General features: G+C 63.4%; 16 protein-coding genes. 11 read left to right on the forward strand and 5 right to left on the reverse strand.

Annotated features, from left to right (window positions below; genetic code table 11):
• Positions 1-285 precede the first annotated feature (285 nt).
• From ACUCV0_RS15595 to moaE, 4 genes are all read left to right on the forward strand, one after another.
• Entirely contained in the window at positions 286-1677 is a 1392-nt protein-coding gene (locus ACUCV0_RS15595; RefSeq protein ID WP_059313638.1) for a PhoH family protein, read from the forward strand.
• 86 nt (positions 1678-1763) lie between these two features.
• Positions 1764-2240: a cyclic pyranopterin monophosphate synthase MoaC gene (moaC, locus tag ACUCV0_RS15600; RefSeq protein ID WP_482213073.1), complete on the forward strand. Its 477-nt coding sequence runs from the start codon at positions 1764-1766 to the stop codon at positions 2238-2240.
• Positions 2237-2488, forward strand: a complete 252-nt coding sequence (locus ACUCV0_RS15605; protein ID WP_271653936.1) for a MoaD/ThiS family protein — start codon at positions 2237-2239, stop codon at positions 2486-2488. The genes moaC and ACUCV0_RS15605 overlap by 4 nt, the downstream gene beginning before the upstream one ends.
• Before the next feature lie 2 nt (positions 2489-2490).
• A complete protein-coding gene (moaE, locus tag ACUCV0_RS15610; RefSeq protein ID WP_271653937.1) occupies positions 2491-2946 on the forward strand; it encodes a molybdopterin synthase catalytic subunit MoaE in 456 nt (151 codons plus the stop codon).
• 143 nt (positions 2947-3089) lie between these two features.
• Here the strand turns inward: moaE and rhlB are convergent, their stop codons facing one another.
• From rhlB to ACUCV0_RS15625, 3 genes are all read right to left on the reverse strand, one after another.
• Positions 3090-4568 (reverse strand): ATP-dependent RNA helicase RhlB, encoded by a 1479-nt coding sequence (gene rhlB / locus ACUCV0_RS15615; protein ID WP_482213074.1) that lies wholly within the window; start codon positions 4566-4568, stop codon positions 3090-3092.
• 95 nt (positions 4569-4663) lie between these two features.
• Entirely contained in the window at positions 4664-5614 is a 951-nt protein-coding gene (locus ACUCV0_RS15620) for a GGDEF domain-containing protein (protein ID WP_313647399.1), read from the reverse strand.
• A 199-nt stretch (positions 5615-5813) separates the two neighbouring features.
• The gene (locus ACUCV0_RS15625) at positions 5814-6458 is read right to left on the reverse strand and encodes an alpha/beta hydrolase (RefSeq protein ID WP_482213130.1); all 645 of its coding nucleotides are present in this window, start codon (positions 6456-6458) and stop codon (positions 5814-5816) included.
• 383 nt (positions 6459-6841) lie between these two features.
• On the opposite strand from ACUCV0_RS15625, the gene ACUCV0_RS15630 reads away from it, so the two are divergent.
• The 7 genes from ACUCV0_RS15630 to ACUCV0_RS15660 all read left to right on the forward strand — a co-directional run bounded on the left by ACUCV0_RS15630 (position 6842) and on the right by ACUCV0_RS15660 (position 13250).
• Positions 6842-7870 carry an amino acid ABC transporter substrate-binding protein gene (locus tag ACUCV0_RS15630; RefSeq protein WP_434775805.1) on the forward strand — a complete coding sequence of 343 codons (1029 nt, stop codon included), beginning with the start codon at positions 6842-6844 and terminating at the stop codon, positions 7868-7870.
• Between the two features lie 100 nt (positions 7871-7970).
• Positions 7971-9158: an amino acid ABC transporter permease gene (locus ACUCV0_RS15635; protein WP_271653938.1), complete on the forward strand. Its 1188-nt coding sequence runs from the start codon at positions 7971-7973 to the stop codon at positions 9156-9158.
• Positions 9159-9167: 9 nt separating this feature from the next.
• Positions 9168-10268 (forward strand): amino acid ABC transporter permease, encoded by a 1101-nt coding sequence (locus ACUCV0_RS15640; protein ID WP_059313647.1) that lies wholly within the window; start codon positions 9168-9170, stop codon positions 10266-10268.
• Positions 10269-10278: 10 nt separating this feature from the next.
• Positions 10279-11046 carry an amino acid ABC transporter ATP-binding protein gene (locus ACUCV0_RS15645; RefSeq protein ID WP_039976153.1) on the forward strand — a complete coding sequence of 256 codons (768 nt, stop codon included), beginning with the start codon at positions 10279-10281 and terminating at the stop codon, positions 11044-11046.
• Positions 11047-11311: 265 nt separating this feature from the next.
• Positions 11312-12004 (forward strand): phosphatidylcholine synthase, encoded by a 693-nt coding sequence (gene pcsA / locus ACUCV0_RS15650; protein ID WP_482213131.1) that lies wholly within the window; start codon positions 11312-11314, stop codon positions 12002-12004.
• Positions 12005-12006: 2 nt separating this feature from the next.
• On the forward strand, positions 12007-12327 hold the full coding sequence (locus ACUCV0_RS15655) for a GIY-YIG nuclease family protein (protein WP_482213075.1): 321 nt from the start codon (positions 12007-12009) through the stop codon (positions 12325-12327).
• Complete coding sequence (locus tag ACUCV0_RS15660) at positions 12315-13250, forward strand: glutathione S-transferase family protein (protein ID WP_482213076.1); 936 nt, start codon at positions 12315-12317, stop codon at positions 13248-13250. Before ACUCV0_RS15655 ends, ACUCV0_RS15660 begins: the two co-directional genes overlap by 13 nt.
• Before the next feature lie 60 nt (positions 13251-13310).
• Here the strand turns inward: ACUCV0_RS15660 and ACUCV0_RS15665 are convergent, their stop codons facing one another.
• Positions 13311-13931, reverse strand: coding sequence for a flavin reductase family protein (locus ACUCV0_RS15665; RefSeq protein WP_482213077.1), 621 nt, complete (start codon positions 13929-13931; stop codon positions 13311-13313).
• Positions 13932-13941: 10 nt separating this feature from the next.
• Positions 13942-14412 (reverse strand): metallophosphoesterase family protein, encoded by a 471-nt coding sequence (locus ACUCV0_RS15670; protein WP_323149203.1) that lies wholly within the window; start codon positions 14410-14412, stop codon positions 13942-13944.
• Position 14413 lies beyond the last annotated feature (1 nt).

Consider the following 14413-nt stretch of genomic DNA (forward strand, 5'->3'; position numbering starts at 1 on the left):
ATGGGATCGATAGGTATTGACCACGGCCGCGGAGCGACGTTGCCTGGCCGGATGGCAAGATCGACGGGGCCGTGAAAAAAATCGGACGCGGCCAAAAAAAGCTTTTGTGCCCAAGGGCTTTTGCGTTATTACCGAAGTGTCCGTCGCATCTCCCGGGTCCCGTGCCCTCATGTTGGCCGGTCCGTGAACCCGTTGCTGGAGCGACGGCACCTTTCGCCGCGGAGCGTCTGCTGACGCTCCGTCGACTGGCTTGCGAGTCAAGCGTTTCTGACGAGGTGACCGAGTATGGATGATCACGGACGTTCCCGCCCCACCCAGCCCACCCTCTATGTGCTCGACACCAACGTACTGATCCACGACCCCAACGCGCTGCTCAATTTCGAAGAGCATCACGTCGCCATTCCCATGACGGTCCTGGAGGAACTCGACAAGCTCAAGACCGGCAAGCACAACGTTGCCGCCGAGTGCCGGCAGGCGATCCGCCTGATCGACAGTGTCCTCGCCGAATCCTCGCCCGAGGACGTCGAGCGGGGCGTACCCATTCCCCGCGGCAAGGGCGAGGCCAAGGGGCGACTGTCCATTCTCATGAGCCGCCGTGCCGGCCCCATGGCCTGCCTGCCCGACGACATCAACGACAACCGCATCATCAACCAGCTCGTCGAATTGCGTACCCAGCATCCCCAGGAGCGGGTGGTGCTAGTCACCAAGGACATCAACATGCGCCTCAAGGCGCGTGGCTGTGGCATCGCCGCGGAGGACTACCAGACCGACCAGCTGCTCGACGACGTCTCCCTGCTATCCCAGGGTTATCACAATCTACCCGGGTCCTTCTGGGACAACGTGAGCAAGGTGGAAAGTCGCCAGGAGCTGGGCCGGGTCTGGCACCGGGTGCAGCTGTCCGCCGAGTTGCCGCCGTTCAACGTCAACGATTTCGTGCTCGACGAGCAGGGTTTCGTTGGCTGGGTCAAGGCGGTACGCGACGGTGAGGTCATCCTGCTGGACATGCATCAGGAGCCGTTGATGCATCAGGAGGCCTGGGGCCTCAAGCCGCGGGACATCTATCAGGCATTGGCACTGTTCGCCCTGCTGGAGCCGGACATCCACCTGGTCAACCTGACCGGTGCCGCGGGTTCGGGCAAGACCATCCTGGCGTTGGCCGCGGCCATCGAACAGACCATGGTCACCAAGAGATACCGGCGGATCATCGCCACCCGCAGCGTCCAGGGCCTGGACGAGGACATCGGCTTTCTGCCCGGCACCGAGGCCGAGAAGATGGAGCCCTGGCTGGGTGCCATCACCGACAACCTCGAAGCCCTGCACATGGATGACCACAACCCCCACGGCAGCGTGGACTACATCCTCAGCAAGGTGCCGCTGCAATTCAAATCCCTGAACTACATCCGTGGTCGCAGCTTCCAGCAGAGCCTGATCCTCATCGACGAATGCCAGAACCTCACCCCGCACCAGATGAAGACCATCATCACCCGCGCCGGTAGCGGCTCCAAGGTGATCTGCCTGGGCAACCTGGCGCAGATCGATACGCCTTACCTCTCCGCCACCAGCTCGGGTCTCACCTACCTCTCCGAGCGCTTCAAGGGCTTCAACCACGGGGTGCACATCACTCTCCAGGGCGTGCCCCGGTCCATCCTCGCCGAATACGCCGAGGCTCATCTGTAAAGGCCATGATCCCCGCCTGGCCAGGGGCGGGGATCAAATCTCCCACGGCAGGTCTACAATGGCAGGTCCTTTTCAGGAGTCATGCCGTGCTGACCCATCTCGATTCCCAAGGCCGTGCCAACATGGTCGACGTCACCGACAAGCAGGTGACCTTCCGTGAAGCCACGGCCGAAGCCCGGGTGCGCATGCGTCCGGACACCCTTGAACTCATCCAGAGTGGCGGCCACCCAAAGGGCGATGTCTTTGCCGTGGCGCGCATCGCCGGTATCCAGGCGGCCAAGAAAACCGCCGATCTCATTCCGCTCTGCCATCCGCTGATGCTGACCAGCGTCAAGGTCCACCTGACCGCTGAAGCACCGGATGCGGTACGTATCGTTGCCACCTGCAAGCTGTCTGGCCAGACCGGGGTGGAAATGGAAGCCCTGACCGCAGCCAGCGTGGCGGCCCTGACCCTCTATGACATGTGCAAGGCGGTCGATCGCGGGATGACCATCGAGGCGGTGCGCCTGCTGGAAAAGAGCGGTGGCAAAAGCGGTCATTTCCGCGCCGAGGAGCAAGCATGATCCGCGTGCAATTCTTTGCCCGCTATCGCGAGGTCCTGGGCTGCGCCGAGGAAAATCTCGCCTGGGAGCCGGACTTGGCCACCGTGGGTGATCTGCGGGAGCATCTGGTCCAGCGTGGCGGGCTCTGGGCCGATACGCTGGGCGAGCGCGGGCTGATGTGCGCGCGCAATGAGGAGCTCTGTGGCCTGGCCGAGCCGTTGCACGACGGTGATGAGGTCGCCTTCTTTCCCACCGTGACCGGAGGTTGACCATGGCCATTCGTGTACAGGCTGCGGCTTTCGACCCCGGCCAGGAGCTCAATGCCCTGCATGCGGCCAACACCGGCATTGGCGCCGTCGTGGGCTTCGTCGGCTATGTGCGGGACTTCAACGACGGTCGAGACGTGGGTGGGTTGTTCCTCGAACACTTTCCCGGCATGACCGAGAAGGCACTGGCGCGCATCGTGGAGGAGGCGGGTCAGCGCTGGCCGCTGCTCAACGTCGATATTCTGCATCGTATCGGCCGGCTCGAGCCGGGCGAGCCCATCGTCTTCGTGGGCACCGCCAGCGCTCACCGTCAGGCTGCCTTCGAGGCCTGCAACTTCGTGATGGACTATCTCAAGACCCGCGCGCCTTTCTGGAAAAAGGAGGATACGGCCGAGGGTCCACGCTGGGTGGAAGGTCGCGCCAGCGATCAGGATGCCGCGGAGCGTTGGACGAAGGGATGACAAGGTAGGGTGGAAAATCGCACAGCGTTTTCCACGAGGTGAGCCGCCTGCCAGGTGGTTAAGGCTGCGCCGTTATCCACCCTGCGGAGGTGCCGGCTGCCCTGGCGAGACCGGCAGGGCAGCCTTCGGCAGTGGCGCTGGTCTCAACGCTGCCGCGGGACCGGCTTGAGCAGCTCGGCCGGCGGCATCTCGCAGCCGATCTTGCGGCCCAGCAGGGCTTCGATGGGTGGCAGGGCGAAGGAGTCGTCTTCGCCGGCGAAGCTGATGGAGGTGCCGGTGGCGCCAGCGCGGCCGGTACGGCCGATGCGGTGCACGTAGTCGTCCGGGTCTTCCGGCAAGGTGAAGTTGATCACGTGGCTGATGCCGTCGACGTGAATGCCGCGACCGGCCACGTCGGTCGCCACCAGCACGCGGATCTTGCCGGCGCGGAAGCCTTCGAGGGTCTTGATACGCTTGTGCTGAGGTACGTCGCCGGACATCTGGGCCGCGCTGATGCCGTCCTTGGTCAGGCGCTCTTCGATACGGCGCACCTCGTCGCGACGGTTGGCGAACACCATCACCCGCTCCCAGTTGTTCTGGGCGACCAGGTTGTAGAGCAGGCGATACTTGTCGCTGGAGGACACGGCGTAGACGTGCTGCTCGACGGTATCGCTGGCCACGCTTTCCGGCTCGATCTCGACGATGGCCGGATCGGTGGTCCACTGCCGTGCCAGGTTCATCACGTCATCGGTGAAGGTGGCGGAGAACAGCAGGGTCTGGCGTTCGCTCTTGGGCGGCGTCTGGCGGATGATCTGGCGGACCTGGGGGATGAAGCCCATGTCCAGCATGCGGTCGGCCTCGTCCAGCACCATCACCTCGACCATATCCAGGTGCACCTCACCGCGCTGGTTGAAGTCCAGCAGACGGCCGGGGGTGGCGACCAGGATGTCGCAATAGCGTGCTTCGAGCTGCTTGAGCTGCTTGTCGAAGTCCATGCCGCCGACAAAGCTCATGACATTCAGGCCGGTGTACTTGGCCAGATCCAGGGCGTCGTTGGCGATCTGCACCACCAGCTCGCGGGTTGGCGCGATGATCAGTGCCCGCGGCTCACCCATGTACCTTTCCTTGGGCGGCGGGGTGGTCAGCAGCTGGGTGATCGTCGAGATCAGGAAAGCAGCGGTCTTGCCGGTGCCGGTCTGCGCACGGCCAATGGCGTCCTTGCCCTTGAGGGTAAAGCCCAGTACTTCCGCCTGGATCGGCGTGCAGTAGGGAAAGCCAAGGTCATGGATGCCGTGCATCAGGCGCGGATCCAGCTTGAAGTCGTGGAAGCGCGTCTTGCCTTCCTGCGGCTCGACCGCGAAGTCTTCCAGCTTCCAGGTGTCAACCGGCTTGGGCTTGCGCGGGCTGCGTTCACGACGCGGCTTGGCAGTCTTGTCCGCCTGAGGGCAGGGCTCCTGGGCGCGGGCTTCGTTCTGGTTCCGGGGTTTGCGTGGCGGCCGCTCGACCTGGGGCTCGAGTGCGGCCGGGGCGGGAGCGGAGGGAGCTGCGGGAGCGACGCTGGGGGTAGCTTGGGGCGCAGGAGAGGGGGTCGGCTGAGCGACCTCTTGATCCTTGCCCAGAAATTTTTTGAGTGCCTTGAGCACGGAGGGTCTCGATCATCGAAAGCGGAATGAGACCGCAGTGTAAAGCAACCGACGTGCCCGGCAACAACTACCTGCCGAACACGGGCGCAATCGGATCAGCCGCTGATCCGATTGCGCCCGGCATTCTTGGCCTGATAGAGCGACTTGTCCGCGCGCCCTACCAGCTCCTCCAGGGAGTCGGCCTTGCGCATCTGGGCCAGTCCGATCGATACCGTAACGCCCGGCAGCTTGCCGCAGGGCGAATAGAAGTCCTTGATCTCCGCCAGGCTCTGGCGCAGCCGTTCAGCGATGGCAATCGCCTCGTCGCGATCGATCTCTGGCAACAGGATGACGAATTCCTCGCCACCATAGCGCGCCATGCTGTCCTTGGGTCTCAGCTGGTCGCGCAAGGTGTTGGCGACCAGGCACAGGGCATAGTCGCCCGCCAGGTGGCCGTGGGTATCGTTGTAGCGCTTGAAGTGGTCCACATCGAGCATCAGCAGGCTCAGGGGCTGTCGATTGAAGGCACAGCGGGTGCTTTCGCGCTCGAACAGCTGCTCCAGGCGGCGACGATTGAAGAGGCCGGTGAGCGTATCGACGTTGGCATTGCGCTCGGTATCGACGATGAGCTGGTTGCCACGGCGCATCCGCTCGCAGAGGATGCCGAGCAGGTTGTGCATGGCCTTGGAGGAGCGCTCGATCAGTTCGAGTACCAGGTCGCGATGCAGGCAGAGCACCTGGGTATCGGCCTCGGCGATGACATGGGCGCTGGGCCGCTCGCTGTCCATGAAGCTGATCTCGCCAGAGCACTCGCCCGGGCCGAGCAGATAGATGGGGGGATTGTCCGGCGAGCCCAGGTGGACCCGCAGCCGACCTTCCAGAATAAGGTACATGTACTGGTTGGTCATGGCCGGTGACAGCAGGCATTCGCCTGCCACCAGGCTACGGGTGACCGAGCGGGCGATGAGCGCTTCCAGCAGAAAGTTCTCCACACCCTTGAACAGGCGGAGGTCTTTCAGAGACGCGACCGGAACTTCGGCCAGCCATACCGACAAGGGGGCAGCCATCAACACATCACCTCGGGGGCTGAAAGGAAAACTCGGACCATAGCTGCTCCATGCAAATCACGACCTTCAGGCACCCCTACTGGACCGGATGGGTACCGCAAAGTTCGTTCGCTTTTCCCTTCGTGAGCCTCTGTTTGCGACCTGATGACGGGAATTGTCGACCGGTTTCCAAAAACGTCACCGCACCGCCAGCATTCCTTTATTTTCCGCCCAGACGTGTCAGCAGCCAGGCCTGGATGTCCTGGATTTCCGCCGGAATGACTTCGTGGCGCATGGGATAGTCGCGCCAGAGCGCTTCAACGCCTGCGGCAGCCAGGGCGTCGTAGGCGGCGCGCCCCAAAGCTAGCGGTACGACGTCGTCCTGACTGCCGTGCAGGCACAGCGCCGGGGTGGTACCACCCCGGTTGGTCTGATCGTTTTCGAAGCTGGGGGCATAGGTCGATAGCGCCAGGACACCGCCGAGGGTGATGCAGGAGGTGTTGTAGGCGGTGTGCAGTACCACGGCACCGCCCTGGGAGAAGCCTGCGAGCAGGATGCGTTCAGCTGCGATGCCCTGGGCCCGCTGGGCCTCGATCAAGGCATGCACGCTGGCAGCCGATTCTTCTAACTGGGCGCGATCGATGGCCCGTGCCGGATTCATTGCCAAGATGTCGTACCAGGACGGCATGGCCCAGCCGCCGTTGATGGTGACGGGACGGGTAGGTGCCTGGGGCAGAATGAAACGGGTGGTGGTCAGGGTGCGCTGCAATAATTCAGCAACGGGTTCGAAGTCATGCTGGGTTGCGCCCAGGCCGTGCAACCAAATGACGCAGCTATCGGCGGTCCCGCTGGTCGATTCCAGCACAAGAGGTGAACTTTCCAAGGCTTTGCTCCAGTTTGGTGCCACTAAAAATGGGCGTGGTAACAGATGGTGCACAAAATGCATGTCGCATTTTCGTAATTTATTTAGCCGGCTTTTTGCTCAAGGTCTCGGGATTGCCGGGTTTGAGCCAAGTGCAGCGTTGTCGCCTTCACTGGTCCGCAAATTGCCTCAACTAGGTTGCGGCCAGGTAGTGCACTAACAGGTAACACTGACTCACTGCTTCGTCACGCCTTCCAGTGCGTCACCTTCATCCCTTGATGAAGGACGCCCAGGGATCGGGTGGGCGGGTTCCACGGCAATCAGGCGAGAGACATCGTGCTGCCGTGCGACTGGAACGTAACTCATAAACAAAGTGGAGCTTATCGATGAAGATGGTGAAGTCTACCCTGGCAATTCTGACCACCGCCGCCGCTTTTGGCCTGTCCGGCATGGCTCACGCAGGCGCTACCCTGGACGCGGTGAAGAACAAAGGTTTCGTGCAATGCGGCGTCAGCGATGGCCTGCCGGGCTTCTCCTTCACCGACTCCAAGGGTGACTACAAGGGTATCGACGTGGACGTCTGCCGGGCCGTCGCCGCGGCAGTCTTCGGCGACGCCACCAAGGTTCGCTTCACGCCCCTGACCGCCAAGGAGCGCTTCACCGCGCTGCAATCCGGCGAAATCGACGTGCTGTCGCGCAACACCACCTGGACCAGCTCCCGCGACGGCGGCATGGGCCTGATCTTCGCAGGCGTCACCTACTATGATGGCCAGGGCTTCCTGGTGAACAAGAAGCTGGGTGTGCAGAGCGCCAAGGAACTGGACGGCGCTACCGTGTGCATCCAGGCCGGTACCACCACCGAACTCAACCTGGCCGACTACTTCCGTTCCAACGGTATGAAGTTCACCCCCATCACCTACAGCACCTCGGACGAAAGCGCCAAGTCGCTGGAAGCGGGTCGTTGCGACGTCCTGACCTCCGACCAGTCGCAGCTGTACGCCCAGCGCAACAAACTGTCCAAGCCCGACGACTATGTTGTGCTGCCCGAAGTGATCTCCAAGGAGCCGCTGGCGCCGGCCGTCCGTCGTGGCGATGAAGACTGGCTGACCGTGGTCAAGTGGTCGCTGTTCGCCATGGTCAACGCCGAAGAGCTGGGTCTGACCTCCGCCAACGTCGAAGCCCAGGCCAAGGACTCCAAGAACCCTGACGTGCGTCGTCTGCTGGGTGCCGATGGCGAATTCGGCAAGGACCTGAAGCTGCCGAAAGACTGGGCGGTGAAGATCGTCAAGCAGGTCGGCAACTACGGCGAAGTTTTCGAGCGTAACGTCGGCATGGGTAGCGATCTGAAGATCAAGCGCGGCCTCAACGCCCTGTGGAATGCAGGCGGTCTGCAGTACGCCCCGCCGGTCCGTTGATCTCGGCGCCTTAGTCGCCGACCACCTTCCGGATGTGCAGATTCTCGCCCTGCAGCGCTCCCCGCGCTGTGGGGCGAGAATTTAATGAGGCTTCTAGTAGATGCAAAACGTTAGCAAACCGTCCTCGCCGGTCCGTGGGTCTCTGCTCACCGATCCGCAGGCGCGCTCCTGGCTGTTCCAGATCGTGGCCGTGGTCGCCGTCGTGGCCTTCGGCTGGTTCCTGTTCAGCAACACGCAGGCCAACCTTGCCAACCGGGGTATCACCTCCGGCTTCGGCTTCCTGAACAATACCGCCGGCTTCGGCATTCCCCAGCACCTGATTCCCTACAGCGAAGGCGATACCTACGGGCGGGTCTTCCTGGTCGGCCTGCTCAACACCCTGCTGGTGTCGGTCATCGGCATCTTCCTGGCGACCATCATCGGTTTCACCGTGGGTGTGGCCCGGCTGTCGAACAACTGGCTGCTGCGCAAGGTCGCCACGGTCTACATCGAGACCTTCCGCAACATTCCACCGCTGCTGCTGATCTTCTTCTTCTATTTCGCCGTGCTCGCGCCCCTGCCGGGTCCACGCCAGAGTCTGAGCTTGGGCGACGCCTTCTTCGTCAACAACCGTGGCCTGTACATGCCCGCGCCGAGCGCCGATGCCGGGTTCCTGCCCGGCTTGATCGCGCTGCTCATCGCCATCGTCGCCAGCGTGGTGGTGGTGCGCTGGGCTCGCAAGCGGCGGCATGCCACGGGCCAGCGCTTTCCGGTGCTGTGGACCGTACTGGCGCTGCTGATCGGGATCCCGCTGCTAGCGGCCCTGGTCTTCGGCAGGCCGTTGCACTGGGAAGTGCCGGAGCTGCAGGGCTTCAACCTGCGCGGCGGCTGGGTGATCATCCCCGAGCTGGTCTCCCTGGCGCTGGCCCTGTCGGTCTACACCGCGGCCTTCATCGGCGAAACGGTGCGCGGCGGTATCCAGGCGGTCAGCCACGGTCAGACCGAGGCGGCCAGTTCCCTGGGGCTGCGTCCGGGGCTTACCCTGCGGCTGGTGATCATTCCCCAGGCCTTGCGGGTGATCATTCCGCCGCTGACCAACCAGTATCTGAACCTGATGAAGAACTCGTCGCTGGGTGCTGCCGTCGGCTATCCGGAGATGGTGGCGCTGTTCGCCGGCACCGTCCTGAACCAGACCGGTCAGGCCATCGAGACCATGGCCATCACCATGAGCGTCTACCTGGCCATCAGCATCAGCATCAGCATCCTGATGAACTGGTACAACAAGCGCATCGCGCTGATCGAGCGTTAAGGAGCGCGTATGAGTAACCAGACCCATACCTTCAAACCGGACCTGCCGCCGCCGCCCTCCAGCGTCGGTGCCTGGGCCTGGATTCGTGGCAACCTGTTTTCCAGCGTCGGCAATACCCTCCTGACGCTGTTCGGTCTCTACCTCGTCTGGCTGATCGTGCCGCCGGTGGTGAACTGGGCCTTCATCAATGCCACCTGGAGTGGCAGCACCCGTGCCGATTGCGTGCCAGGCGGCGCCTGCTGGGTGTTCATCAAGGAGCGCTTCGGGCAGTTCATGTACGGCTTCTACCCCAGCGATCAGCGCTGGCGCGTGGATCTGACCGTGGTGATCGCCGTGATCGGGGCGATTCCGCTGTTCCTCGACAGCTTCAAGCACAAGGCCCGTTACGGTCTGTCCTTGCTGGTGATCTATCCGCTGGTGGCCTTCTGGCTGCTGTATGGCGGCTTCGGTCTGCGCGTGGTGCCCTCCAGCGAGTGGGGCGGCCTGATGCTGACCGTGGTGATCGCCGCGGTGGGCATCGTCGGCGCCTTGCCGCTGGGCATCCTGCTGGCCCTGGGGCGCCGCTCCAAGCTGCCGGCGATCAAGGTCATCTGCGTGACCATGATCGAGTTCTGGCGGGGGATCCCGCTGATCACGGTGCTGTTCCTGTCGTCGGTGATGCTGCCGCTGTTCCTGCCCGATGGCATGAACCTGGACAAGCTGTTGCGCGCCATCGTCATGGTGATCATCTTCGAGGCGGCCTACATCGCCGAGGTGGTACGGGGCGGCATGCAGGCCATTCCCAAGGGCCAGTACGAAGCCGCTGCGGCCATGGGGCTGGGCTACTGGCGGACCACCGGCCTGGTGATCCTGCCCCAGGCGCTCAAGCTGGTGATCCCCGGCATCGTCAACACCTTCATCGCGCTGTTCAAGGATTCGAGCCTGGTGGTCATCATCGGCCTGTTCGACCTGCTCAACAGCATCAAGCGTGCTACTTCCGACCCGGCGTGGCCTGGTCTATCCACCGAAGGCTATGTGTTCGCCGCGCTGGTCTTCTGGGTTTTCTGTTTTGCCATGTCCAGCTATTCCGCCCGTCTGGAGCGCAAGCTGAACACCGGCCACAAGCGTTAGGAGTCAACAGATGAACGTAAGCAACAAGCAGCCGGTCGACAGCAGCAAGGTCATGATCCAGCTCAAGGACGTGAACAAGTGGTACGGCCAGTTCCACGTGCTCAAGGACATCAACCTGACCGTCACCCAGGGTGAGCGTATCGTGCTGTGCGGGCCTTCCGGCTCCGGCAAGTCCACCACCATCCGCTGCATCAACCGCCTGGAAGAACACCAGAAGGGTCAGATCATCGTCGACGGCACCGAGCTGACCAACGATCTCAAGCAGATCGAGACCATTCGCAGCGAAGTCGGCATGGTGTTCCAGCATTTCAACCTCTTCCCGCACCTGACCGTGTTGCAGAACTGCACCCTGGCGCCCATGTGGGTGCGCAAGCTGCCGAAGAAGCAGGCCGAAGAGATCGCCATGCATTACCTGCAGCGGGTGCGCATTCCCGAGCAGGCCAACAAGTTTCCGGGCCAACTGTCCGGTGGCCAGCAGCAGCGCGTGGCCATCGCCCGGGCGCTGTGCATGCAGCCGCGCATCATGCTGTTCGATGAGCCGACCTCGGCGCTCGACCCAGAGATGGTGAAGGAGGTGCTGGACACCATGATCGGCCTGGCCCAGGACGGCATGACCATGCTGTGCGTGACCCACGAGATGGGCTTCGCCCGCACCGTGGCCAACCGGGTGATCTTCATGGACAAGGGCGAAATCGTCGAACAGGCCGCACCGGACCAGTTCTTCGATAATCCGCAGAACGAGCGTACGCGCCTGTTCCTCGGGCAGATCCTGCACTGAGACGCGGCCGGGGTGGACACCCATCCGCCCCGGTCTACCTGCGAACCCAATCACGGGCGTTCGGCGGGAAGGCGGGCAAAGGACTTCAAGGCGCGGTATCCTCGATGTTTGGCGCCCGGTTTCCGGGGTCGGCGGTCAAGGTCCGCCTTGCCGTTCACCGGCTTCATTGTCGATTCCGTACCGCATCGCGAGAACGTGCGGTGCAACGGGCAGTCGAAGCCGTCATCATAGAGAGACGCCCGTGAACTCCATTTCCCATCCGCTCATGCTGACAAAAGCCAAGGCCTGGGGCGCCCATGCGGTGACCTCCAGTGGTGTGATCCTCGCGCTTCTGGCGCTGCTCGCTCTGGTCGACGGTCAACCCAAGGGTTGCCTGATGTGGCTCGGCATCGCGCTGCTCGTCGATGGTCTCGACGGCACCCTGGCCCGCAAGTTCGAGGTCAAGCGGGTCCTGCCCCATTTCGATGGTTCCGCGCTGGACCTGGTGGTCGATTACCTGACCTATGTCTTCATTCCAGCGATCTTCATCTATCGCTTCGTACCCTTGCCGCTGCACTTCGAGCTGGTGGCGGTGGGCATCATCCTATTGTCGTCACTGTTCTGTTTCTGCAATGTGAACATGAAGAGCGCCGACAACTATTTCATCGGCTTTCCTGCGGCCTGGAACGTGGTGGCGCTGTATTTCTACGTGCTGGACCTGGCGCCCTGGTTCAGCATGGCGGTGGTGCTGGTACTGGCCGCCCTGACCCTGACCCGGGTCAAGTTCCTGCACCCCTTCCGCGTCCGTCAGCTGATGGCGGTGAACATCACTATTACCTCCATCTGGCTGCTCAGCAGCGCCATGATGGTGTTCCTGCACCCCGACAAGCCGCTGTGGCTGATGGTGCTCTGGTTCGCCAGCGGCATCTACTTCGTTGGCGTGTGCGTCTGGCGTACCGCCCGGGAGTGGTTCGCCTGACGGTGAGCGATATCCCCCAGCCACCCGCGCGCACCTGGTATGTCTACCTGGTGCGCGCCGAGAACCAGGCGCTCTATTGCGGCATCAGCGATGATCCCGAGCGCCGCTTCGCCCAGCACCGCAGTGGCCGTGGTGCCCGCTTCTTCGCTTCCAGCCCGGCCCAGGCGCTGGTCTATGTCGAAGCCTGCACCGACAAGTCGGCCGCCTTGCGCCGCGAGATCCAGATCAAGAAGCTACCCAAACGAGCCAAGGAATCCCTGGTGCTGGCCCTGTCCGGCCCACGGTCCACGGCTGATTCAGGAGTGCTGTCATGTCCGAGCTGATTCTGCATCACTACTGGCAATCGCCCTTCGCCGAGAAGGCGCGCCTGCTGTTGGGCTTCAAGGGTCTCGCCTGGCGTTCGGTGATCATTCCGCGGATGCTGCCCAAGCCCGAGCTGGTGGCGCTCACCGGTGGTTATCGCAGGACTCCGGTGCTGCAGGTGGGTGCGGACGTCTATTGCGACACGGCGCTGATCGCTCGCCGCCTGGAGGCGGAAAAAGCCGTACCGGCGCTGTTTCCGGAAGGCCAGGAGGCGGTCGTGGCCGCCTTTGCCGGCTGGGCGGACTCGGTGTTGTTTCAGCACGCCGTGGCGTTGATGTTCCAGCCGGAGATCATGGGGCCGCGCCTGGCCAGTCTGCCGCCGGAGCAGGCCCAGGCCTTTCTGGATGACCGCAAGGCGCTGTTCAGCGGTGGCAGCCTGAGCCGGCTGACGCCCGAGCAGGCTCGGCAGCAGTTGCCGACCCTGTTGTCGCGGCTGGAGACGCAGCTGCAGCGCAGCCAGGGTGAATTCCTCTTCGGCGCGCCCTCGGTGGCCGACATCGCCCTGGCCCACAACTTCTGGTTCCTCAAGAGCACGCCGCAACTGGCGCCCCTGGTCGACGAACGACCCGAGATCGCCGCCTGGTTCGCGCGGGTGCTGGGTTTTGGCCACGGTACCCACGAAGAGCTCCAGGCCGAGGAGGCGCTGGTCATCGCGCAGACAGCCGAGCCTGAGGCGCTACCTCGTGATCAGGCCATTCCGGTGGAAGGCTTTGCCTGGGGTGAGCGGGTCAGCGTGGCCGCGACCGACTACGGGGTGGACCCGGTGGTGGGCGAGTTGGTCCATGCCGATAGCGAATCCCTGGTGCTCTTGCGCCACGATGAGCGACTGGGTGCGATCCAGGTGCATTTCCCTCGGCTCAATTTCCGTGTCAGTGCAGGCTAAGCCATTTCGCTAGAAAAAACGGCGCCCAAGGGCGCCGTTTTGCCTTCCAGCGCCGGTCGATCAGCCGGGGCGACGCATGCGGAACAGCGCCGATTCGGTGATCTCGAAGTAGTCGGCCGGGCCACCGCCACGGACGATGGGACGAGCCGCGGCAGTCTGGTAGATACCGTCCTTGAGCAGGCGCTGGTCGATATGGGCGGCGACCACCTCGCCGAGCACCAGCCACTGGTCCAGCTCGTCGCCGGCGGCGGTCTTGAGGCGCACAATCTGGCTCAACTTGCATTCGAAAGCCACCTGGGCACGGGCGACCCGCGGCACCTTGACGATCGTCGAGGGGGCAGGCTCCAGGCCGGCCAGGGCGAATTCGTCCACCTCCGGACCTACCATGGCGCTGCTGGCGTTCATCTCCTCGGCCAGCTCGCGGGTCGCCAGGTTCCAGACGAATTCACCGGTGCGCTCGATGTTGGCCACGCTGTCCTTGTAGCCCTGGCTGGAAAAGCCGATCAGCGGCGGCTTGTAGTTGAAGGCGTTGAAGAAGCTGTAGGGCGCCAGGTTCAGCACGCCGCTTTCGCTATGGGAGGAAATCCAGCCGATGGGACGCGGCGCGATGATGGCGTTGAAGGGATCATGGGGCAGGCCATGGCCCTGACTGGGTTCGTAGGAGTGGTAGGAGATGCTCATCGGGGTTCCTTCAGGGGGTGAGTTCCAGGATCTCGGCCTGGATCTGGCCGGCGTCCAAGGTCAGGCGGCCGACGCTGATCGGCAATCGAAAGCGGCGCGGACCGGCGCTTCCCGGGTTGACGTAGAGTACGCCATCGCGCTCTTCGATCAGCGGCTTGTGCGAGTGGCCGCTGACTACCACCCGCACCGCGGCACCGGCGGTCTGCAGGTCCAGTTCCGGCAGGATATGCAGCATATGGATGCCAATGTCGGCCAGGGTCAGGGTGACGCGCTCGGGGATGTCGTCGGCCCAGGGCACATCGTCGTTGTTGCCCCGGACCACGGCCAGGGGGGCCAGCTCGCGCAGCGCATCGAGAATCTCGGGCTTGCCGATGTCGCCGGCATGCAGGATGAAATCGCTGCCGGCCAGGGCCTCCAGTGCCTGGGGGCGCATCAGGCCATGGGTGTCGGCGATCAGGCCGACGCGATAGGGATTGGCCATG

The organism is Pseudomonas sp. VMV1 (assembly GCF_056790235.1).

What these genes read in the sequence shown, in the direction of transcription:
- ACUCV0_RS15645 (WP_039976153.1), top strand. Translation starts at nt 10,279, where the DNA reads ATGAACGTAAGCAACAAGCAGCCGGTCGACAGCAGCAAGGTCATGATC.
- ACUCV0_RS15665 (WP_482213077.1), bottom strand. Translation starts at nt 13,931, where the DNA reads ATGAGCATCTCCTACCACTCCTACGAACCCAGTCAGGGCCATGGCCTG.
- ACUCV0_RS15660 (WP_482213076.1), top strand. Translation starts at nt 12,315, where the DNA reads ATGTCCGAGCTGATTCTGCATCACTACTGGCAATCGCCCTTCGCCGAG.
- ACUCV0_RS15635 (WP_271653938.1), top strand. Translation starts at nt 7,971, where the DNA reads ATGCAAAACGTTAGCAAACCGTCCTCGCCGGTCCGTGGGTCTCTGCTC.
- ACUCV0_RS15605 (WP_271653936.1), top strand. Translation starts at nt 2,237, where the DNA reads ATGATCCGCGTGCAATTCTTTGCCCGCTATCGCGAGGTCCTGGGCTGC.
- ACUCV0_RS15630 (WP_434775805.1), top strand. Translation starts at nt 6,842, where the DNA reads ATGAAGATGGTGAAGTCTACCCTGGCAATTCTGACCACCGCCGCCGCT.
- pcsA (WP_482213131.1), top strand. Translation starts at nt 11,312, where the DNA reads ATGCTGACAAAAGCCAAGGCCTGGGGCGCCCATGCGGTGACCTCCAGT.
- ACUCV0_RS15595 (WP_059313638.1), top strand. Translation starts at nt 286, where the DNA reads ATGGATGATCACGGACGTTCCCGCCCCACCCAGCCCACCCTCTATGTG.
- moaE (WP_271653937.1), top strand. Translation starts at nt 2,491, where the DNA reads ATGGCCATTCGTGTACAGGCTGCGGCTTTCGACCCCGGCCAGGAGCTC.
- ACUCV0_RS15620 (WP_313647399.1), bottom strand. Translation starts at nt 5,614, where the DNA reads ATGGCTGCCCCCTTGTCGGTATGGCTGGCCGAAGTTCCGGTCGCGTCT.
- ACUCV0_RS15670 (WP_323149203.1), bottom strand. Translation starts at nt 14,412, where the DNA reads ATGGCCAATCCCTATCGCGTCGGCCTGATCGCCGACACCCATGGCCTG.
- ACUCV0_RS15640 (WP_059313647.1), top strand. Translation starts at nt 9,168, where the DNA reads ATGAGTAACCAGACCCATACCTTCAAACCGGACCTGCCGCCGCCGCCC.